19 protein-coding genes are annotated in these 20,041 nt (G+C 64.1%); 5 read left to right on the forward strand and 14 right to left on the reverse strand.

Features of this window, described 5'->3' with window-relative positions:
* Positions 1 to 173: 173 nt before the first annotated feature.
* The 5 genes from CK220_RS13355 to CK220_RS13375 all read right to left on the reverse strand — a co-directional run bounded on the left by CK220_RS13355 (position 174) and on the right by CK220_RS13375 (position 7,041).
* Positions 174 to 590: a glyoxalase/bleomycin resistance/extradiol dioxygenase family protein gene (locus CK220_RS13355; protein ID WP_095811980.1), complete on the reverse strand. Its 417-nt coding sequence runs from the start codon at positions 588 to 590 to the stop codon at positions 174 to 176.
* A 161-nt stretch (positions 591 to 751) separates the two neighbouring features.
* Positions 752 to 934 carry a hypothetical protein gene (locus CK220_RS13360; protein WP_095812206.1) on the reverse strand — a complete coding sequence of 61 codons (183 nt, stop codon included), beginning with the start codon at positions 932 to 934 and terminating at the stop codon, positions 752 to 754.
* 140 nt (positions 935 to 1,074) lie between these two features.
* Complete coding sequence (locus tag CK220_RS13365; protein ID WP_095811981.1) at positions 1,075 to 2,601, reverse strand: ABC-F family ATP-binding cassette domain-containing protein; 1,527 nt, start codon at positions 2,599 to 2,601, stop codon at positions 1,075 to 1,077.
* 401 nt (positions 2,602 to 3,002) lie between these two features.
* Positions 3,003 to 6,086 carry an excinuclease ABC subunit UvrB gene (uvrB, locus tag CK220_RS13370; RefSeq protein WP_095811982.1) on the reverse strand — a complete coding sequence of 1,028 codons (3,084 nt, stop codon included), beginning with the start codon at positions 6,084 to 6,086 and terminating at the stop codon, positions 3,003 to 3,005.
* 118 nt (positions 6,087 to 6,204) lie between these two features.
* Positions 6,205 to 7,041 (reverse strand): hypothetical protein, encoded by an 837-nt coding sequence (locus CK220_RS13375; RefSeq protein WP_245429164.1) that lies wholly within the window; start codon positions 7,039 to 7,041, stop codon positions 6,205 to 6,207.
* 534 nt (positions 7,042 to 7,575) lie between these two features.
* On the opposite strand from CK220_RS13375, the gene CK220_RS13380 reads away from it, so the two are divergent.
* On the forward strand, positions 7,576 to 8,619 hold the full coding sequence (locus tag CK220_RS13380) for a CapA family protein (protein WP_095811983.1): 1,044 nt from the start codon (positions 7,576 to 7,578) through the stop codon (positions 8,617 to 8,619).
* Between the two features lie 75 nt (positions 8,620 to 8,694).
* Here CK220_RS13380 and CK220_RS13385 read toward each other — a convergent pair whose 3' ends face one another.
* The 3 genes from CK220_RS13385 to CK220_RS31910 all read right to left on the reverse strand — a co-directional run bounded on the left by CK220_RS13385 (position 8,695) and on the right by CK220_RS31910 (position 10,252).
* Positions 8,695 to 9,189: a DUF2314 domain-containing protein gene (locus CK220_RS13385; RefSeq protein WP_095811984.1), complete on the reverse strand. Its 495-nt coding sequence runs from the start codon at positions 9,187 to 9,189 to the stop codon at positions 8,695 to 8,697.
* Between the two features lie 136 nt (positions 9,190 to 9,325).
* On the reverse strand, positions 9,326 to 9,841 hold the full coding sequence (locus tag CK220_RS13390) for a hypothetical protein (protein ID WP_095811985.1): 516 nt from the start codon (positions 9,839 to 9,841) through the stop codon (positions 9,326 to 9,328).
* Between the two features lie 240 nt (positions 9,842 to 10,081).
* The gene (locus CK220_RS31910) at positions 10,082 to 10,252 is read right to left on the reverse strand and encodes a hypothetical protein (RefSeq protein ID WP_176479079.1); all 171 of its coding nucleotides are present in this window, start codon (positions 10,250 to 10,252) and stop codon (positions 10,082 to 10,084) included.
* Positions 10,253 to 10,682: 430 nt separating this feature from the next.
* Here CK220_RS31910 and CK220_RS13395 point away from each other — a divergent pair, with 430 nt between their 5' ends.
* Positions 10,683 to 11,621, forward strand: a complete 939-nt coding sequence (locus CK220_RS13395) for a diacylglycerol kinase family protein (protein WP_095811986.1) — start codon at positions 10,683 to 10,685, stop codon at positions 11,619 to 11,621.
* Positions 11,622 to 11,693: 72 nt separating this feature from the next.
* Here CK220_RS13395 and CK220_RS13400 read toward each other — a convergent pair whose 3' ends face one another.
* From CK220_RS13400 to CK220_RS13410, 3 genes are read right to left on the reverse strand one after another with little or no spacing between them, the layout of a single operon-like run.
* Positions 11,694 to 12,617, reverse strand: a complete 924-nt coding sequence (locus CK220_RS13400) for an NAD(P)-dependent oxidoreductase (RefSeq protein ID WP_095811987.1) — start codon at positions 12,615 to 12,617, stop codon at positions 11,694 to 11,696.
* Entirely contained in the window at positions 12,614 to 13,825 is a 1,212-nt protein-coding gene (locus CK220_RS13405) for a mandelate racemase/muconate lactonizing enzyme family protein (protein WP_095811988.1), read from the reverse strand. Before CK220_RS13405 ends, CK220_RS13400 begins: the two co-directional genes overlap by 4 nt.
* Positions 13,822 to 15,438, reverse strand: coding sequence for a GMC family oxidoreductase N-terminal domain-containing protein (locus tag CK220_RS13410; protein WP_095811989.1), 1,617 nt, complete (start codon positions 15,436 to 15,438; stop codon positions 13,822 to 13,824). The genes CK220_RS13405 and CK220_RS13410 overlap by 4 nt, the downstream gene beginning before the upstream one ends.
* Before the next feature lie 184 nt (positions 15,439 to 15,622).
* Here CK220_RS13410 and CK220_RS13415 point away from each other — a divergent pair, with 184 nt between their 5' ends.
* On the forward strand, positions 15,623 to 16,018 hold the full coding sequence (locus tag CK220_RS13415) for an acyl-CoA thioesterase (protein ID WP_095811990.1): 396 nt from the start codon (positions 15,623 to 15,625) through the stop codon (positions 16,016 to 16,018).
* Positions 16,019 to 16,498: 480 nt separating this feature from the next.
* On the opposite strand, the gene CK220_RS13425 is transcribed toward CK220_RS13415, so the two are convergent.
* The gene (locus CK220_RS13425) at positions 16,499 to 16,867 is read right to left on the reverse strand and encodes a helix-turn-helix domain-containing protein (RefSeq protein WP_095811992.1); all 369 of its coding nucleotides are present in this window, start codon (positions 16,865 to 16,867) and stop codon (positions 16,499 to 16,501) included.
* Positions 16,868 to 16,961: 94 nt separating this feature from the next.
* Between CK220_RS13425 and CK220_RS13430 the strand changes: the two genes are divergently transcribed.
* Positions 16,962 to 17,567: an NADPH-dependent FMN reductase gene (locus CK220_RS13430; protein ID WP_095811993.1), complete on the forward strand. Its 606-nt coding sequence runs from the start codon at positions 16,962 to 16,964 to the stop codon at positions 17,565 to 17,567.
* A gap of 171 nt (positions 17,568 to 17,738) precedes the next feature.
* Here the strand turns inward: CK220_RS13430 and CK220_RS13435 are convergent, their stop codons facing one another.
* Complete coding sequence (locus CK220_RS13435) at positions 17,739 to 18,182, reverse strand: gamma-glutamylcyclotransferase family protein (protein ID WP_095811994.1); 444 nt, start codon at positions 18,180 to 18,182, stop codon at positions 17,739 to 17,741.
* A gap of 36 nt (positions 18,183 to 18,218) precedes the next feature.
* Between CK220_RS13435 and CK220_RS13440 the strand changes: the two genes are divergently transcribed.
* Entirely contained in the window at positions 18,219 to 18,638 is a 420-nt protein-coding gene (locus tag CK220_RS13440; RefSeq protein WP_095811995.1) for a GNAT family N-acetyltransferase, read from the forward strand.
* Positions 18,639 to 18,674: 36 nt separating this feature from the next.
* Here the strand turns inward: CK220_RS13440 and CK220_RS13445 are convergent, their stop codons facing one another.
* Complete coding sequence (locus tag CK220_RS13445; protein WP_095811996.1) at positions 18,675 to 19,988, reverse strand: hemolysin family protein; 1,314 nt, start codon at positions 19,986 to 19,988, stop codon at positions 18,675 to 18,677.
* Positions 19,989 to 20,041: the final 53 nt, after the last annotated feature.

Genomic DNA, 20,041 nt, shown 5'->3' on the forward strand with positions numbered 1-20,041 from the left:
CCGGTCCTCCCGGCTGGCGAGAAAACTGTCACCCATCTAATCGGTCCATTCTGTTACCTATCTATCCGGTTCGGACAGGCTCTCCCTTCTCCCCTGTGGGAGAAGGGAGATCGGCGGCAATTCGGGGCAATCCGACCCCTCCCACAACGGGGGAAAGGTAGACGGGCTTAAACCTACTTCACCGGCGCGTTCATCGCCCAGGCGACGCCGAAGGGATCCTTGACCTGGCCCCAGCGGTCGCCCCAGAACATCACCTGGAGGGGCGTGACGACTTCGCAGCCGGCGTCCACCGCGCGCTTCCACCAGGCATCGACGTCGCCACTACCGAGATGGAGCTGAAGCGCATAGCCCTGCGCCGCCTGATGCGGATGGCCGTGCTCGGGATAGGCGTCGCCCAGCATGAGCGTCGAGCCGTTGACATAGAGATGGATATGCATGGTGCGGCCTTTGTCGTCCGGCGGATAGGCAAAGACCTCCTCGGCTCCGAAAGCCTTCTTGTAGAACTCGGCCGCGTTGATGGCGCCGTCGACCTGCAGATAGGGGGTCAATCCGCCAAGCACTTTGGCGCGGGGTGGGGTCTGGTCGGTCATCTCACGTGTTCCTCTTCACGGGTTGATTGGGCCTTGCGATCAAAAGACGGACGAGGCGACAGCAATCCTACACGGGTCGCGGAATTTTTTAGCGGGCCGGGCCGGGACCGGCCGGACACCGGCGAAGCCGATGACCGTCGCATGACCCGGGTTGGCCACTTTCAAATGACGTCGGTCGAGAACGTGGCCGTGCGGCGGCCGTTCCGCGTGTCGAGAATTTCCGGAAAACCGATGTCCTTGCGCAGGTCTGCCGGCAGCGAAAGCAGAATGCGCTCGCTGCGGTAGCGGGCGCGCGCCGCCGCATATTGGCTGGCGATGCGGCTGATGGATGACAAGATGGACATGATGAACTCTCCCTGGTTGATGCCGGCACCATCCTGTCGGCATCCCAAGGACGAGGAATGCTGCGGCGATCCGACAGATCGCCTGAATTTTTTCGTGCGCCCGGAAAGCCGGCCGGTATAGGCCGGCCTTGTCGTGGCTCTCAGCGCCCCGTCTCGGCCACCGAGCGGAAGAACCCTTCCGGACTGTCGACTTCGGCCAGCCGCCGCTTCTCGATCAGCCAGAACCGGTTGCCGATCGCGCGGATAAAGGAGCGGTCGTGCGAGGCGAGCAGGCAGCTTGCCTGATGCTTCAGCAACTCGTCCTCCAGCGCTTCCTGGCCGTCAATGTCGAGGTGATTGGTCGGCTCGTCGAGGAGATAGAAATTGGGGTTGATCAGCCGCAGCACCAGCAACATCAGCCTCGACCGTTGCCCGCCCGACAAAGCGGCGATCCTTTTCTCCTGCATCTCGATGGCGACGCCGGCGCCGGCGAGAAGCGAGCGCGCCCGCTGCTCGCCTATTTCGAAGCGGCGCGAAACCATCGCCAGCGGGGTGTCGTCGGCGCCGATGCCGGACAGCGCCTGGTCGCTGTAGCCGAGCACGGTCGACGGCGTCACCTTGATGTTTTCCATCGACCCCGGTTCGGCGATGGCGGCGCGGATCATCGCAATGAAGCGCGATTTGCCAACACCGTTGCGGCCAAGCAGCACGATGCGATCGCCTTGGCAGATATGGCGCTTGCCGGTCCTGAACAGCGGCGTGCCGTCGGGCGTTTCCACCGCCGCGTCGTCCAGCGTGATCAGCACCTTGGCGTGGCTGCCGCGGTTCGCCAATCGGATCGCGCCGGCCGAACGCTCGCGATGCGCTGCCACGGCTGCATCTTCCAGCCTTTCGGCCCGCTCCCTGAGCTGCTTGGTTTTCACCGTCAGCAGGTCGCTGCCGGAATTGATGCCGATATTGTTGAGCTTGGCTGCCTGCCGGCGCATCTGCTGCGCGACCTTCATGTCGCGCTCGAACCGGCGGGCCGTCGCGGCATCGACCTCGTCAAGCGCCTGCCGGGCGCGCGAATAGGGCAGCGAAAACACCGGCGATTCTTCCGGGCGCAGGAACAGCGTGCGGTTGGTGGTGGCGTCGAGGAAGGCGCGGTCGTGGCTGGCGACGACCACCGGCACCTCGCGGGGGAGCGCGTTGAGCCAGGTTTCCAGTTGGCCAATCCTGGCGAGGTCGAGATGGTTGGTCGGCTCGTCGAGCAGGAGCACATCCGGATCGGTGACCCAGACACGAGCGATCAGCGCCAGCCGCTGCCAGCCGCCGCTCAAGGCCCGCATCGGCCTGTCGCGCATGTCCTCAGGCACATCGAGCGAATCCAGCACCACGTCGACGCGCCAGAGCTCGCTGCCAAGCTGCTCGGGCGGCAAAGCATCGGCAACCACCCGATGGAAGCTGCGGTCGAGCAGCGCGTCGGGGACGGATTGCTCAGCATGGCCGACGCGCAGGCCGCGCGTCCGGGTGATGTCGCCGGTCGTGGGGTCCAGCTCGCCTGCCAGGCATCTGAGCAAGGTGGATTTGCCACGGCCGTTCGCCGCGACGATGCCCAGCCGGTCGCCGGCACCGATGGTGAGGTTGAGGTTGGAGAAGAGCGGCGCACTCATGGTGACGCCGAGGGATTTGAGGCTGATCAGGGCCATGTCGATTTCTCTGGTCTGCCCGGAGGAACTCCGGTTGATGCACTTTGACGGTGCGCCGGTAGGCCATCAGGCCGAGCTCAGCGGCACCACGAAGGGCAGACCAAAAATCGAAGCGGGGGAAAAATTCCGCGACCGTCCTGGTCAGCCCTGCAAGCAAGCTCGCAGGGCACAGACAGGGCCGCGCTGACGGTGGTGATCGATAGACACGCAGCCCTCCTTTCCAGATGTTCGGGTTGGGAGACTGGGTACACCTGGGGAGGGGGACAAGGCAAGGGGTGGCAGGAAAGAGGGGGCGCTGAAACTGCCGATCTCCCCCTTGTGGGCCCTTGCGAGGGAGATGTCCGGCAGGACATATGGGACGCTGTCCCGCCGGCATGTCAACATATCAACCTCTTCAGAAATCAGTGCCCCGGCCGACCGGTCTTGCTCGGCCGGCGTTTCTGGCGGCGCTCATCGGCCGGGTCTTCGTAAGAGCCGATGCCGGAGCGCTGGCGGACAACGGGCTTGCCGACATCGTCGCGTTCCTTCGCGCCCGCCTCTGTCCTACCGGACATCTCCCCCACTTGGGTGGAAATTGGCCGTGGCTTCGCAGGCACCGTTCCTTCGACGGGTTTTTCGGTACGGCGCACCGTCATCTCGTCGAGCGAGTTCTTGCGGAACAGCGACCCGGTGCGATCACCGGGAATGCCGAAATCGGAGCCGTGCGCTTCCTGCGCCGACTGCTTCTTGAACAGCGAGCGCGAGACAGCGCCAGCGGGTGCTGCCATATCGGTGCCCGGTCCCATATCGTCGATCGATGGCTTAGCGAAGAGAGGCTTCTTCACCGGCATTGCGCTGTCGGCGCCCATCTCATCGAGATGCGGCTTGCGGAGCAGACCCTTGCCGTCGTCATCGACGGTCCGGTGCACGGCACGTCCCTTGTTGTGCCTGCCTTTCTCGCGGCCGGAGACCGGGCTTTCCATGTCGGCGTAGCGGGCGAGCGGATCATCCGAGATGGACAGTTCCATTTCGCGCAGCCGCTTGATCTCGTCGCGGATGCGGGCCGCCTTCTCGAAGTCGAGATTGGCGGCGGCGTCGCGCATCTGCCTGTCCAGCGCCTCGAGATGGGTTTTCAGGTTGTTGCCGATCATGGCGCCGGCATCGTCGGTGAACTGCGAGATATCGGCGCGGACGTGATCCTTCTCGTAGACCGAGTCGAGAATGTCGGCGATGCGCGACTTGACCGATTCCGGCGTGATGCCGTTGGCCGCGTTCCACTCCATCTGCTTCTCGCGGCGGCGGTTGGTCTCCGCCATCGCCCGTTCCATCGAGCCGGTGATCTGGTCGGCATAGAGGATGACCTTGCCGTCGACATTGCGGGCGGCGCGGCCGATCGTCTGGATCAGCGAGGTTTCGGAGCGCAAAAAACCTTCCTTGTCGGCGTCGAGGATGGCGACGAAGCCGCATTCGGGAATATCGAGGCCTTCGCGCAGCAGGTTGATGCCGACCAGCACGTCGAAGGCGCCGAGGCGCAGGTCGCGCAGGATTTCGATGCGCTCGAGCGTGTCGATGTCGGAGTGCATGTAGCGGACGCGGATGCCGTTCTCATGCAAATATTCGGTCAGATCCTCGGCCATGCGCTTGGTGAGAACCGTCACCAGCGTGCGGTAGCCCAGACGGGTGGTCTCGCGGATCTCGCCGACGACATCGTCGACCTGGGTCTTGGCGGGGCGCACCTCGACCGGCGGGTCGATCAGGCCGGTCGGGCGGATGACCTGCTCGGCGAAGACGCCGCCGGACTGCTCCAGCTCCCAGCCGCCCGGCGTGGCCGAGACCGCCACCGACAGCGGCCGCATGGCGTCCCATTCCTCGAAGCGCAGCGGCCGGTTGTCCATGCAGGAGGGCAGGCGGAAGCCATACTCGGCAAGCGTCGCCTTGCGGCGGAAGTCGCCGCGATACATGCCGCCGATCTGCGGCACGGTGACGTGGCTCTCGTCGATGAAGATCAGCGCATTGTCCGGCACATATTCGAACAGGGTCGGCGGCGGCTCGCCCGGCTGACGCCCGGTGAGGTAGCGCGAGTAATTCTCGATGCCGGCGCAGGAGCCGGTCGCCTCGAGCATCTCGAGGTCGAAGCGCGTGCGCTGCTCCAGCCGCTGCGCTTCAAGCAGGCGGCCAGCCTTTTCAAGCTCTTGCAGGCGATATTGCAGCTCTTCCTTGATCGACTTGATAGCCTGATTCAAGGTCGGACGCGGCGTCACATAGTGCGAATTGGCGTAGATCTTGACGCTCTTCAGCTCGCCGGTCTTCTGGCCGGTCAGCGGATCGAACTCGGTGATCGCCTCGATCTCGTCGCCGAACATCGAGATGCGCCAGGCGCGGTCTTCGAGGTGGGCCGGAAAGATCTCGATCGTGTCGCCGCGCACGCGGAACGAGCCGCGCACGAAATTGATGTCCTGACGTTTGTATTGCTGGGCGACGAGGTCGGCGAGCAAAGCTCGCTGGTCGAGCCGATCGCCGACCTGCATCTGGAATGTCATCGCCGTATAGGTCTCGACCGAGCCGATACCGTAGATGCAGGAGACCGAGGCGACGATGATGACGTCGTCACGCTCCAGCAGCGAGCGCGTCGCCGAGTGGCGCATGCGGTCGATCTGCTCGTTGATCGAGGATTCCTTCTCGATATAGGTGTCGGTGCGCGGGACGTAGGCTTCCGGCTGGTAGTAGTCGTAATAGGAGACGAAATACTCGACCGCGTTTTCGGGGAAGAATTTCTTGAACTCGGCGTAGAGCTGCGCGGCCAGCGTCTTGTTCGGCGCCAGGATCAGGGCAGGGCGCTGCGTCTCCTCGATCACCTTGGCCATGGTGAAGGTCTTGCCGGAGCCTGTCACGCCGAGCAGCACCTGGGTGCGGTCGCTCTGCTCGACACCCTCGACAAGGTCCTTGATGGCGGTCGGTTGGTCGCCGGCGGGCTCGAAATCCGACACCATCTTGATGGCGATGCCGCCTTCCGACTTTTCCGGCCGGGCAGGCCGGTGCGGCGTCCAAAGCTGGCCGTCCTTGTGCAGCGGATTGCCGGATTCGATGAGCCTCGACAGTGCGGCGACGGTCGCGGTCACACCGCTCGAGGAAACCTGCTCGGCGTCTTCCAGGCTGATGTCGAGGCCGGCCACCGGGTTGAGGCCGGCGGCGGCACGTTCCTTCGCCGACGCCGCGCCGCCCATCGAGGTGCCGCGCGCCGTGCGCCCGGGCGCAGCGGAGCGTTCAGGGATCTTCTTCGGAGCCTTTGTCTTTGGCTGCTTTTCCGCCTCGCGCTCGATCTGCCCGGCCCAATCGGAGATCGAGCCGGTGAGAGGCGCGCCGGAGAACTCGCTCTGCGGCGCTTCGGCAAAGCCGCCGCGCTCCAGAGGCTCGGCGGCGTCGAGAAATTCGGTCAGCGGACTGCGCCGTTTCGGCGCGCCATCTTGCGCCGGCGAGGGCGTTTTCTTGTCGGTGCGTTTGGCCATGGCCCGAATATGGGAGGACTCGGACGAAATGGAAAGAGCGGAGTGAAATGGCGGGTGCTCGCTGCCGAGCGTGCTGACAGAAGGCTGTCAGGAGGCATGTCGCACGCGCCGTTTCGTTTCAGTTGAACCACAGCGCGAAGGTCAGGAAGCCGGCGCCGCCGAACTCGCGCTGGATCTGATTGAAATCGTCGCTGGTGAGGATTCTTCCACTTTCGAGATAAGGCGCGATGGCCGGGCCGGTGATCGACAGGACGAGGTCGAAAGGTTTCGGCTCGTCGAAGAAGCGCTTCATGTTGATGCCGTTGCCGATGATGCGGAAATGCGGCAGCAGCACGCGGCCTTCGAGAAGATCTTCAGCCATGGTCAGGGCTGCATGCCATGCCTGCACTTGCTCCTCGCCAACCTCAAGGCCGGTGAGCGGGTTGATGCCCTTCTGCTGCGGTCCCGGCAGCCATTCGCGGTCATTGTCGGTTTCGGCGCGTATCGCTTTCCAGTCCTCGCGCGAAAGCCGGATCATCTCCAGCAGGTGACGGCGCGCGGCCTTCCGGCGCTCAGGCTCGATCACCGGCCAGTTGACGAGATGCACCAGCGAAATGAAGTCGGCGAAGCGCCATTCCGAGGCGAAGATGCTGCCGCTCATGCCGCCATCCGGCGGGACCAGCGCGTCCTGCAGTGGCAGTTTCGCGTGCGGAAACAGCATGTGGAAAGAGCCGTCGAACATGGTTTTGAAATCATGCGCCAGCCAGAAATCGGTCTGCGCCATCAGGAACTCGGCGTAAGCTTGCAGCCAGAAGCCGTCGGCGCGATCGAAGCGGAAGGTGAGCGAAGGGGCGGCATCGCTTGCGTCGACGCCGCCGCGTGAGAGCGAGGCAATGATCGCGGCGATGCTTTCGTCCGGCGCGATGTTGCCGTCCTCGTTGAGATCGATGCCGGCGTGAGTGAGGTCGACCACCATGCCGATATCGGCGTCGGGGTCACCGAGCCCAGCGTGGCGGCGGATTTCTCCAGACGGTCGCGGAAGGCGATCAGAATGGCGCGGAACTTTTCGTAGGTCAGCGGCTCGGGACCGGGATTGTCCGGCACGGGCAGCCGCATCAGCGGCAGCATGAAGGATTGCGGGCTCTCGAAACCGTGCCGATGCAGACTGCTGGCCAGGATTTCCAACGCGGTAAAGAATTCGCCGGCACCGGCGGCATAGGCCGATGCCGGATCGCCCGGTGCCGCCGCCTCCAGTGCCGCCAGGGCTGTGTTCCGATCCGCTACGGTCTTCGCCTCGAACAGGGCGGCCGGGTCGGGGCTAGCCGCTTTGGCGTAAGCAAAGGGCACGAGCAGCAAGAGTGTGAATGCCACAAGGCTCCATAGTCGCTTCACGGTGAATCCTCCCGTCCCAATCCCGGCAGCCACAATACACCGATTTGCCGCGCTTCGCCTGCTGCTTCCTCCTGTCGCGCAGACGGTCTACACACGATGGCAAACGGTTGGGCATCGCGTGTCGAATTATCCGCTCTCCTACAAATTGTCGTGGCTGCCGCGTTTCCTAAAGCCGTCGCTTGGCGGCGACAGAAACGGTTTCGCGGCGCCGGCAGCGACGCTGATGGTGCCGGCGCCAACGCAAACTGTGCGACTTGCCTTCATCGGCGACCTGTCGGCGGTCGCCAATCGCGCGGCGCCCGAATGCGACCCTGGGATCGCGGCTTTGCTCGCTTCGGTCGATCTCGTGGTCGGCAATTGCGAAAGCCCGATCGTCGAGCGGCCGAGCGCGGTGGCGGGCACGCGGCTTGGCACGCGTCACGCGATGAGCGAACGCTTCCTGGCGGATGCGCTGGCGGCCGTCGGCATTGCCCGTGACAAGCTGGTGCTGTCGCTCGCCAACAATCATGTCCTCGACCAGGGCGTTGCCGGCTTCGACGAGACGCTCGCGGCGCTGAAGCGGCTCGGCGTTCGAACCATCGGCACGACTGTTGGCGGCGCAGTCCAACGTCACACAGCCGGCCCGCTGACGATCGGCTTCGCCGCCTTCACGCTTTGGCGCAACGCTGACCAGGCCGAATTTCGGGCGCGGGTTTCCATGGCGGGCGATCCGGCCGAATGGCCGCTTGGGATCCTCGAGGCTGTCGACTTGCTCTGCGCGGTGCCGCATTGGGACTGGGAGTTCCGGCATTTTCCGAAACCGGCGACGCGAGCGCTGGCGCGGCGGCTGGCGGGCCACGGCGTCCGGCTGATCGCGGGTCACCACGCTCATGTCGTGCAGCCGGTCGAGGGCATCGGCGATGCGCTCGTCGCCTACGGTCTTGGCGACTTCCTCGGCACTGCTTTTGCCAGGCAGACATGGCCCGGCCGCATCGGTTCGATCCTGGTCGTCGAGGTCCGCACGGACGCTGCCGCGCGAGGCAAGATTGCCGCTTACAAACTGCATTTCTTCATGCGCCTCGCCAAAGGCGGCCATGAGCGGCTGGTGCCGGTGGAGGCGCTGGAGGAGGGACGATTGAAGCGGAAGGTTAGCGAACGCCTGGGCGCGATCTTTTCCGCCTGACAGCCGACTGCTGACCGGCCCGACCGGCTGCGGAGAACTCGCCGCACCAGGCGGCGGTCATACGTTGGATGCAGTTCAGCAATCGAAGCCGTATTGGGTGCGCATGTAATCCGCTTCTTCCTTGGACATTTTGTTGAACATCACGCAGACGGTAAAGCTGCCGACCTGATGGCCATCCCTGGCGTATCCCCAGTCGGAGATATCGTCCTTGGTGAATTCGATGCTCTGGCCGAATACGACGTTGCGGACGAGTTCCGGCTCGTTCGCCAATATGCCGACAAAGCCGGTGGCGGTCCTCTTGAAGGGGATGACCCAGAAATGCTCCGTCGCATGTCCGTCGACCACCATGACCTTCAGCTTGAACTTGTCGGTTCCCGGCGGCGGCGCGTCGGACAAAGCCAGGAAGTCATCCAGGCTGGATCGTGCCTTTGCAATCGCCGCCGCCATCTCGGCATCGTCAGGGGCCACCATCACCGTTTTGTCGTCGCCCTGATCGGTGTCCTGCGCTCGAACCTGCAAAGGGACGAGCGCCAGCAGCAGGCATAGCGCGATGCGAACGGCAAAGGTCATGAAGCCCCCCCAGACTGATAGGCCGCTATCTTTCCGCATCGTGGCGGCGTTATCAATCGGTGGCTTCAAGTCCGGGGCAACGCGGATTATCGCACACCGTTGTGACGGCCGGTGGGGACCAAGCCTTTGGGTCAGGTTACAAGCCGCTCGGCACCAGTCCCGCCAGCCAGTTCGCCGATCGCTTCGCCATGTCCACGGTCGCGGTGGCGGCGCGGCCGAGATCGGTCTTGACCACGGCATAACCAGTCTTGGTGCGGTAGAGCACGGCGCTGCCGCCGTCGACCGCAGCCTCGAAGGCGACCGGCCGCGCGGCTTCCGTCTCGCTGGCCGTCACCGTTGCGCCGACCGGGGCGCTCGGGCGATGGCTGAGCTCGGGCGGCAATGGCGGCTCGACGGCGCGGTTCGCCGGCTGCATATCGGGCTTCGAGGCTTTCGCGGCAAGCTCGGAGGACGATGCCGAACCCTTGGCGCGGCAGATGCCGGAAACCAGCGGATAGTTGAAATTGCGCTGATGCAGCATCTGGCTCTTCATCGCCGCTTCGCAGTCGGCAATCGTCGCCCATTTGGCGGGAGTCTCGCCGATATACTCGCAGAGCTTGGCGTCGCAATCGCAGCCGACAATGGTCATGGCAACAACGGCGGTCTTGATCACGGTCTTGTCCCTTTGAATTCGTTCCCAGGCTGATCAATCGCCGGGGAACAAGGCGGGATTTGGCCGCGATTGTGAATTGTGCGTGTCGGCATGTTGCTGAAGATTGCTTGGCTTGCGGCTGTGGCGGGAAAGCATCAGTGGCAAATGCTGGGGCGGGGCAGGCCCTGGCGAGAAGGCCGGTGAGGCGGCAGCCCAAACGACAGTCGGCGCTGGGATTGCTCCCAGCGCCTCCCTGTCAGATCAGGAACCGGTTACGGCAGCAACTTCCGTAAAGTTGTCGCGCCAGACCGGCCTTGATTTTGACGGTCCTGCCAGCCGCCACCCGAAGGGCAGCGTCCGTTCCAGACCACGCCGATCTCCGCCCTTGCGGGCTTCGCCCAGCGCACCATCGAAGGTTTCACCCGCCTTCATGGCAGCATCGGTCCGCCGTCGGCGTTCGCACGCTTTCCGCGGCACCCGTAGGTCTCGGCATCCGTCCCTCCAACAGGCGAACCTGCTCTCGTTCTGGGCCGCACGGGCCTCAGGAAATCCGCCTTGCGCTTCTGCCTTTCGGCCAGGGCGTTCGGTAGCCGCCTGAGATGGGTTCAATGTATGCCGGGTAAGGGATTTGCGGAATAGACGCGGACCTGTGGATAGCGGGATTATCGGGGACCGATGCGACAAGTCTCGGAATTTGCTGGCCGAACACCTTAGACAGCCGCCCCATTTTTCCGCGGTCCTTTCGACGATGAGCCTTGCCCCGCCAGTCGCCCCGCGTTTCAATGTCGGCAAAGTGCTGTGGGCGCTGCATCAGCCGAGTCGCCCCGCGCTTTCACGCAAATAGGCCTTGGGGGAGATCAGGTTGAAGGTCGGAGTGGTTCTCAATCCGATTGCGGGAGGGGGCAAGCTCAAGCGGCATTGGTCCGAGGCCGCCGCATCGCTCAAGAAGCATTTCGGCGATTTCGAGCTGCGCGAGACGCAGACCAGCGGCGACGCCGAGCGATTGGCAATCGACCTCGCGGCCAGCGGATGCGATCTGGTGATCGCGGCCGGCGGCGACGGCACGGCCAGCGAGGTGGCGGACGGGCTGCTGCAGGCAGAGCATGAGACCGGCCGAACCAGTGCGCTCGGCCTTCTGCCCTGCGGCACCGGTATCGATTTCGCGCGAGGGCTCGGCCTGTCGGACGAAATCGACGAAGCACTGGCGCGTATCGCCGGCGCCGGCGCGCGCAAGGTCGATGCCGGGCGCGTCTGCTACATCGACGACCACGGCGCGCTCGCCAGCCGCCACTTCATCAACATCGCCAGCCTCGGCCTCTCCGGCGCCACCGATCGCGCAGTCAATGCGGACAAGCGCAAGGGCAGGGTCTCGGCCAAGGCGCTGTTCTTCTGGCGCACCGTGCTCGAATTCATCCGCTACCGCTTCCAGGAGGTCAGAATCACCATAGACGACGGCGAGCCGGTCGAGGCGCGCATGGCGCTGGTGGCGGTAGCCAATGGGAAATTCTTCGGTGGCGGCATGATGATCGCGCCGGACGCCGATCTGTCCGACGGCCAGTTCGATATCGTCATCCTGCGCGCCGCCGGCAAGCTTGGGCTGATCCGCGACATCCGGCTCCTCTATGGCGGGCGCCACCGCAACCACCCGGCGATCACCGTCCTGCGCGGTCGCAAGGTGCTGGTCGAACCACTGGGCGACGTTGAGAAGAACGGAGCGCTGGTCGACATCGACGGAGAATCTCCGGGCCGGATTCCGGCAACCTTCGAGATACTGCCCGGCGCATTGACGCTGAGGTGTTGAATCAGCTGCTTGAGGGTTTGATTCCGCCGGTGTGACTAGGAGATTGAAATAGCTGGCTAAATTTTTGGCGGGTTACAGTTCGAGCTTGGCCGGGAAGCCTGGCGCGCGAAGCTCCGTGCCGACCGCATCCTCCAGAAGCTTGACGATCTGGGTCGACCAGGCGCCACCGCCATACTCCTGCCTGCCAACCTCGAAAATCTCTTTGACGAGCGGTGCCAGTTGAAGCGGCACGCGGAAATTCCTGGCCATGCCCAACGCGAAACCGAGATCCTTCAACGCTAGGTCCATGGTGAAGCCGATGTCGTAGGAGCCGTTCAGGATGAGCTGGCTTTCGGTCTCGTGGACGAAGCTGTTGCCGGAAGACGCGACGATGGCGTGATAGGTCTGGGCGAGGTCGAGCCCGCCTTCGTTGGCGAGCATCAATGCCTCGCCGGCGGCGACCAAATGGATGAAGGCCAGCATGTTGGTGATGACCTTGATCACCGCCCCCGAGCCGACGGGACCCATCAGGAACGACTTCGCGCACATCGCCTCGATCGCGGGGCGATGCCGCTCGTAGAGCGCGGCGTCGCCGCCGACCAGCGCGGTGATCTTTCCCGCCGCCGCCAGGTGCACGCCGCCGGTGACCGGACATTCCAGCGTCTCGATACCTTTCGCCGAAGCAAGTGCGGCCAGCCGCAGGATCTCGTCGCGGCCATTGGTCGACATCTCGATCCAGGTGCCGCCGGCGGGCAGGCCGTCCAGCAATCCGTCAGAACCGGCAAGCACAGCTTCGCTGACTTTCGGCGAGGGCAGGCAGGTGATCGCATTGCCGGCTCGCACCGCCGCCTCGGCGGGGCTTGTCGCCGCCGCGGCGCCAAGCGCAACAAGCCGCTCGATCGCAGCCGGGTCGCGATCGAAGACGGTGAGGGCAAAGCCGTGGCGCAGCAGGCTGGCGGCAAGGTTGCCGCCGAGATGACCAAGGCCGATGAAGGCGTAGGCGAGGCGCGCGCTCACGGCATCAGCGGCATCTGCATCATCTGCAGATGCAGGTCCTTGCCGCTATAGGGATGCGCGTCGCAGACCGCCTCGTTGAGCTCGACGCCGAGGCCCGGCTCGTTCGACGGGATGACGTTGCCGTCCTGCCATTCGATCTTCTTCTTGAGCAGCGTGGCGTGAAAACCGTCCCACTGCTTCAGCGATTCCAGGATGAGGAAGTTGGGCAGCGTCACGGCCAACTGGATGTTGGCGGCGCCGACGATCGGCCCGCAATAGCAGTGCGGCGCGACCTGAATGTGGTAGGCCTCGGCCATGGCGGCGATCTTCTTGGTTTCGAGAATGCCGCCGGAGCGGCCGAGATCCGGCTGCAGGATGGTCGCGGCGCGGTTTTCGATGACGCGGGCGAACTCGAATTTCGTCGTCAGCCGCTCGCCGGTGGCGACAGGAATTGAGGTGCCGCGGGCGACTTGCGCCATCACCTCGGGCATGTCCGGCGGCACCGGCTCCTCGAACCACAGCGGATCGTAAGGCTCGATTGCACGTGCCATACGGAGCGCACCGGAGGCGGTGAACTGGCCATGGGTGCCGAACAGGATGTCCGCCCTGGTGCCGACCGCCTCGCGGATCGCCTTGACCATGCGCGCCGAAAGGTCGATGTCGATCAAGCGCGGCTGATGGCCGTCATAGGCGGTGTAGGGCCCGGCCGGGTCGAGCTTGACGGCGTTAAATCCCTGCTCGACATATTCCAGCGCACAGGCCGCGGCCATGTCGGGATCATTGTAGACGTTCTGGCCGCGGGCGTCTTCCGAATGGACGCTGCCGGTATGCGGATAGAGGTAGGTGTAGGAGCGCAGCGTCTCGTGTACCTGGCCGCCGAGCAGCTTGTAGACCGGCTTGCCGGCCTCCTTGCCGATGATGTCCCAGCAGGCCATTTCGAGCGCCGAGAAGCAGCCCATGCCGGAAACGTCGGGACGCTGGGTGAAACCGGAGGAATAGATGCGCCGGAAGAGGTTCTCGACATCGTGCGGATCGCGGCCGACGAGATAGCGCTCGGCCATGTCCTCGATCATCCTGGCGGTGACATGCGCCGAGAAGGTCGCGTTGTAGGCCTCGCCATAGCCGACGACGCCGCCATCGGTCGTCAGCTTGACGAAGATGAAATACTTGCCGCCGATGCCGGGCGGCGGGTTGCCGACAACCCAGGTCTTGACGTCGGTGACTTTCATTTTTGATCCTCCAGAACCAGCTCGGCGCCTTTCCATCCGGTGAGGATCGCGGCGGCGTTGGTGTTGCCCGTGATGTTGTCGGGAAAGATCGACGCGTCGATCACACGCAAGCCCTCGAGCCCATGCACCCGAAGCCGTGGATCGACGACGGCGCGGGCGGCGTCCGGGCCCATCCGGCAGGTCGAGACGGGATGATAGACGGTGCCCGAGCGCTTCCTGAAATCCTGAATCAGATCGGCATCGGAAGTGATTGAGGGCCCAGGCAAAACTTCTTCCTCGATGATTTCGGCCATCGCCGGCATCGAGGCGATCTTGCGGACGAACTTCACCGCCGCCAGCATCTCGTCGACGTCGGCGTTGGTCGAATAGGCGTTCGCCGTGATCTTCGGATAGTCGCGCGGATTCTTCGAGCGGATCATGATCTCGCCGCGGCTCGACGGGCGGCAATTGGAAAGGCCGATGGAGAAGCCCGGCCACGGATCGGGCGTCAGGATCGGGCGCTCGCCGCTCTTCGGGATGACGGTCGAGAAGGCCTGGAAATAGAGCTGCATGTTCGGCCGCGCCATCGACGGGTCGGTGCGGAAGAAACCGCCGGCATTGTTCATCGACAACGACAGCGGACCGGAACGCAGCAGGATGTACTGCATGCCGACCAGAAGCTTGCCCCACCATGGGCGCAGGATCTGGTTGAGCGTCGGCAGCTTGCCCTTGAAGGTGTAGTTGATGCCGACATGGTCCTGCAGGTTGGCGCCGACATTGTCGTTGGCGCGGACGACCGGGATGTCGAGATCGCCGAGCAGCGCAGACGGACCGACGCCGGAGAGCTGCAGCAGTTGCGGCGAGTTGATGGAGCCGCCGGAGAGGATCACCTCGCGGCCCGCGCGCACACTCTTGGTTTCGCCGTTTTGCTGGTACTCGACGCCGACGGCGCGCTTGCCCTCGAACAGGATTTTCGTCGCCAGCGCGTTGGTCTCGACGCGCACGTTGTTGCGCTTCATCGCCGGGCGCAGGAAGGCGCGGGCGGCCGACATGCGGCGGCCGTTCCTGGTGGTGATCTGGTAGATGCCGACGCCCTCCTGGGAGGCGCCGTTGAAATCCGGATTTAACGGCAGCCCGGCCTGCTGCGCGGCCGCCAGGTAGCGCTTGGTCAGCGGATGCACCGCGTTCGAGCAATCGGCGACGTGCAAGGGGCCGCCGACCCCGCGCCATTGGTCGGCGCCGGCCTCGTTGTCCTCCAGCGCCTTGAAAGCGGGGAGCAGGTCGTCATAGCTCCAGCCCGGATTGCCGGCGGCGGCCCAAGCGTCGAAGTCCTCGCGCGCGCCCCGGATGAAGACCATGGCGTTGATCGAGCTCGAGCCGCCGAGCAGCTTGCCGCGCGGCCAGTGGTCGGCATTGTTGCTGAGGCCGGGATCGGGATCGGCCTTGTAGTTCCAGTTGACGGCCGGATCGAAGAAGGTCTTCCCGTAGCCGAGCGGCATCTGGACATAGAATCTGCGATCGCTGCCGCCGGCTTCTAGCACCAAGACCGAGAAGCGGCCCGAGGCCGAGAGCCTTTCCGCGACAACCGAACCGGCCGAGCCGGAGCCGATGATAACGAAATCATAAGTCTGCATGATGCGGGCCGGCTCCGAAAATCCGGCTTACCCTAGACATTGCCGGATCGCCGCGTCGCCGGGGCTTCCGGCATGGCTTGTGAAAAAAGCGACCGAGCGGCGGCGGGCTTACGCCTTCAGCAAAGCTTGCGACATCGCAATCGCATTGCTACGGCTTCAGAAAGCAGCGGCTGGAGGACCCCTCATGGTGCACTACGCGGACGGCAAGCCGCTCGGCGACCTGACATTGAGGACGCTCGCCATGCCGTCGGACGCCAATGCCGCCGGCGACATTTTCGGCGGCTGGGTAATGGCGCAGATGGACCTGGCCTGCGGCATCCGCGCGGCCGAGCGCGCCAAGGGTCGGGTGGTGACGGCGGCAGTGAAGGAAATGTCCTTCGCCAAGCCGATGAAGATCGGCGACACGCTGTGCATCTACACCCACGTTGAACGCGTCGGCCGCACCTCGATGACGCTCAAGGTCGAGGCATGGGCGCAGCGCTATCTCACCGACCTGATGGAGAAGGTCACCCATGCCGATTTCGTCATGGTGGCGCTCGACGGCGACGGCAAGCCGAAGCCGGTCCCAGCCGAAAGCTGACGGCGAACGATTCTTCCGGACAGGAATATTTGTAACAACTCTTGCGCGGGAGGTGCGTCCGGCGACATCCGACGGTTGCCCTCGCGCCCGATTGTGCCCGCGCTGGAGGAAAGACAATGCGTCAACATATGCTGAACGGCTGGCTCGTGGCAGCCCTTCTCGCACTCACCTGCCTGCTCGGCATAACCGTCTACGCAGAAGTGAAAAAAGAGGTCCAGCGCACCGCGTGGATACATGGCCTCGGGGCGGAACAGAGGCAGGGAACGACGTGGGCAATCTGCTCTTAGGCGCCGTGTGGCAGCACCACGTCAAAAGCCTGAATAGTCGTCTCAGACGCGACCAAAGCCGCCAGGGTCGAGCGGGGCATCAAGGTTGATATGCCCTCGAATACGACAAGTCAAAACGATACAACGGCGCACTCCTAGCGCAGTCAGCAACCGCTTCGGCGCGATGCTCGCAACACGTTTAGTTTCAAGGCTTTCAGGGATGCTCGCCGTCGAATTTCGCGCGTGCCGCGCGCACTCGATTGGTATTCTTTCGCGCCCATTCGCCGAGCGCACCAACCGGCCCCAGCAGCTCGTGGCCGAGCTCGGTCAGCTCGTAATCGACGCGCGGCGGAATGGTCGGAAAAACCTTGCGCGTGACAAAGCCGTCGCGCTCCAGACCACGCAAGGTGATGGTCAGCATCTTCTGCGAAATGCCGCCGACGGCCGTGCGCAATTCATTGAAGCGCATCGGTCCGCCGCCCAGCTTGCCGACCACCAGAACGGTCCATTTGTCGCCGACCCGTTGCAGGATTTCCGATACGGCCCGGCAGTCCTCGGTGTTGTGCGGGTGCCTCAGTAACAAAAATGTGCCTCCTTGCGCGCCACTTTGTCAGTATCACATATAGCGCCGGTATCCAAACGATACCGAAATTCCCCCCCGCAAGGAGAGCCCCCTTATGTCCAAGCCCAAAATCGCCATTGTCGTCGGTTCGACGCGCGCCGCCCGCTTCGCCGACGTCCCGACGCAGTGGATCGCCAAGATCGCCAAGACGCATGCCGACATCGACATCGAAGTCGTCGACTTGCGCGACTGGCCGCTGCCGTTCTTCGATGAGGTCGCATCGTCCGCATGGGCGCCGTCGCAGAACGAGGTGGCGCAGCGCTGGCAGAAGAAGGTCGCCGAGTTCGACGGCTTCATCTTCACCGCGGCCGAATACAATCACGCGCCGACCGCCGTCTTGAAGAACGCCATCGATTACGCCGCCAATGAATGGAACAAGAAGCCGGCCGGTTTCGTCGGCTACGGCAGCGTCGGCGGCGCGCGCGCCGTCGAGCAGCTTCGCCTGATTGCCGTCGAGCTGCAGATGGCGCCGGTCAAGTCGGCCGTGCACATCGCCTGGGGCGATTTCCTTGCGGTTCGCCAGGGCGATAAGAAGCTGGAAGACATCGAACATCTGAACCAGGCGGCGGCGGCGCTCATCAACGACGTTGCCTGGTGGGCGAAGGTGCTGAAGGCGGCGCGCGCCGCCGACGCGATCGCCAGCGAAGCCCGGGCGGCTTAGTCGTTACATCCTCCCAAATACCTTTTCGGGCGGCGCTTGCGCCGCCCTTTTTTATTTGCGGAAGCCTCGGTCGTTTGACAGATGATCGCTAAAGGGGCTTCGCGTTGCTGCAGCTTATCCCGACATACTGAAGGAACGTTGGATTTCAAATCGGTATCCTCCGGGCGAGCCTTAGTCGTTCTCGTGAAGCTTGAAACGCCAATCTTCGTAGAAATCGAGATATCCGGTATGGACCGGGTCCGCGAGACGGCGGGATTTCATGTAAGCCTGCGCCAGCACATGCGGACTGCCCTCAATAGGTTCAACCTCGATCGGGACGCGCAGATTGCCGGGCTTGCCAACGGATTCGATCCGGTCAAGCCTGGCCAGGGCGCGGTCGTCGACCGCGTAGAGCTCGCCCCTGACGTGGAAGCCGAGACCCGGTTCATTGAACATCATCGGCGCGAAGCGAGGTCCGGCAATCAGCATCGGGAAACGCTCACGGGTCCTGCAGGCACCGAGGGACGCGGCCCCGGACAAACCCGCCTTGTGAAGAGGAAACCCTCTCTTCAAGGTGCCAAACACGAAGAGGTTGAGGAGCATTTTCGGGAACGCCGGCCGAAGCTGGAAGTTCATCCGTTTTCGTGATGTTCAGGGCAGGCGCAAATCCGCATGACTCAATTCCCAATCATCCTGTCGACGGACGAAGCCGCGAAAGCCGAGGCCGCAGCGGCGCTCTACCGCTATAACGTCGCCATCACAGGAACGGACGACCGCATTCCCATAGGTGCCATATTGTGTGATGGCTCAGGCAAAGCTTTGGGCGGCCTTTGGGGAAGGACCGAACTCGGCCTTCTATTCTTGGACATGTTTTTCGTGCCCGCGCATTTGCGCGGTCTGTCTCACGGCGCCCGGTTGCTTGCCGCCGTCGAAGAAGAGGCAAAGGCGCGCGGCTGCAGACGCGCCGTCGCGGAGACAAGCAGCTTTCAGGCGCCTGGATTCTACACCCGGCACGGTTATGCGGAATTCGGCCGCGTTCCGTTCGGGTTCGACGGGCAGGCCCGCGTCTTTCTTCGCAAGGAACTGGCCTGAATGGATGTTGGGAAAACCCCGCAGACCCAGGCCCGGCTATCGCCGCGCCATCGGACGGTGGCCGTCGGGCAGGCGGGTGGCGATCAGCTTGTCGATGCGGCGGCCGTCGAGGTCGACCACCTCGAAGCGCCAGCCTTGCGCGTCCACGCATTCGCCGGTAGCGGGAAGGTGATGCAGATGCGACAGCACGTAGCCGGCCACCGTTTCATAGTCGCGGTTGTCCGGCAAGTCGATGCCCAGCACCTCGGCCATCTCGTCGGCCTGCATGTAGCCGGCGAGCAGCCATGAGCCGTCCTCGCGTTTGACCGCGTTCTCTTCCTCGCCGGCATCGAGGTCCGAGCGGAAGACGCCGGTGATCGCTTCCAGGATGTCGGCCGGCGTGACGATGCCTTCGAAATGGCCGTATTCGTCATGGACGAGCGCCATGGGCACGTCCGATTCCCGCAGCCTTTGCAGGACGTCGAGCGCGTCGGCCTGATCATGGACGATTGGCGCGGTGCCCACATGCTGGCGCGCATCCAAAACTCTGCCGGCAAGAAGGGCGGCCAGCACGTCGCGCGTCTGGATGACCCCTATCATGGCATCGACGTTGCCGTCGCCCGCGGGCAGGCGCGAATGCTGGCTCTCCATCAGAAGCCGCTTGATGGCCGCCTCGTCGGATTGCAGGTTGATCCAGTCGACCTCGGTGCGCGGCGTCATCACGGCGCGCACGGCGCGGTCGCCAAGGCGCATGACGCCGGCGATCATGCGCCGCTCGTCGGATTCGATGGTGCCGTGATGCTCGGCCTCGGCGACCAGCATCTTGATCTCCTCATCCGTGACCTTCTCTTCCGCCTCGCCGGCCTGGCCGAGCAACCACAAAACGGCGCGGCCGGAAATGTCGAGCAGAAAGACGAGCGGCGCCGATACCGTGGCGAGAATGGTCATCGCCGGCGCGGCGCGGACTGCGACGCGCTCAGGATCCCTCAGCGCGATCTGCTTCGGCACGAGCTCGCCGACGATCAGCGAGGCATAGGTGATGACCGCGACGACAATGCCGACGCCGACAGGGTCTGCGATGTTGTCGCGGATGCCGGTCGAGGCCAAATATTGAGCCAGTCGCTCGCCGAGCGTGGCGCCGGAGAAGGCGCCGGAAAGAACGCCGACCAAGGTGATGCCGATCTGCACCGAGGACAGAAACTTGCCGGGGTTGGAGCCTAGCGCCAGCGCGCGGCCGGCACCCCTGATATTGCGGTCGATCATCGCCTTGAGTCGGGCCGGCCGCGATGAGACGATAGCGAGCTCCGACATGGCCAAAAGGCCGTTCACCAGGATGAGGGCGGCCACGACGGCGATTTCGACGTATAGCATGCGGCGTCAATAGCATTGCTGCGGTGCATTCGAAAATAGCGGGTTGGCTGTTT

The sequence above is a fragment of the Mesorhizobium sp. WSM3860 genome, assembly GCF_002294995.1.
Taxonomy (GTDB): domain Bacteria; phylum Pseudomonadota; class Alphaproteobacteria; order Rhizobiales; family Rhizobiaceae; genus Mesorhizobium.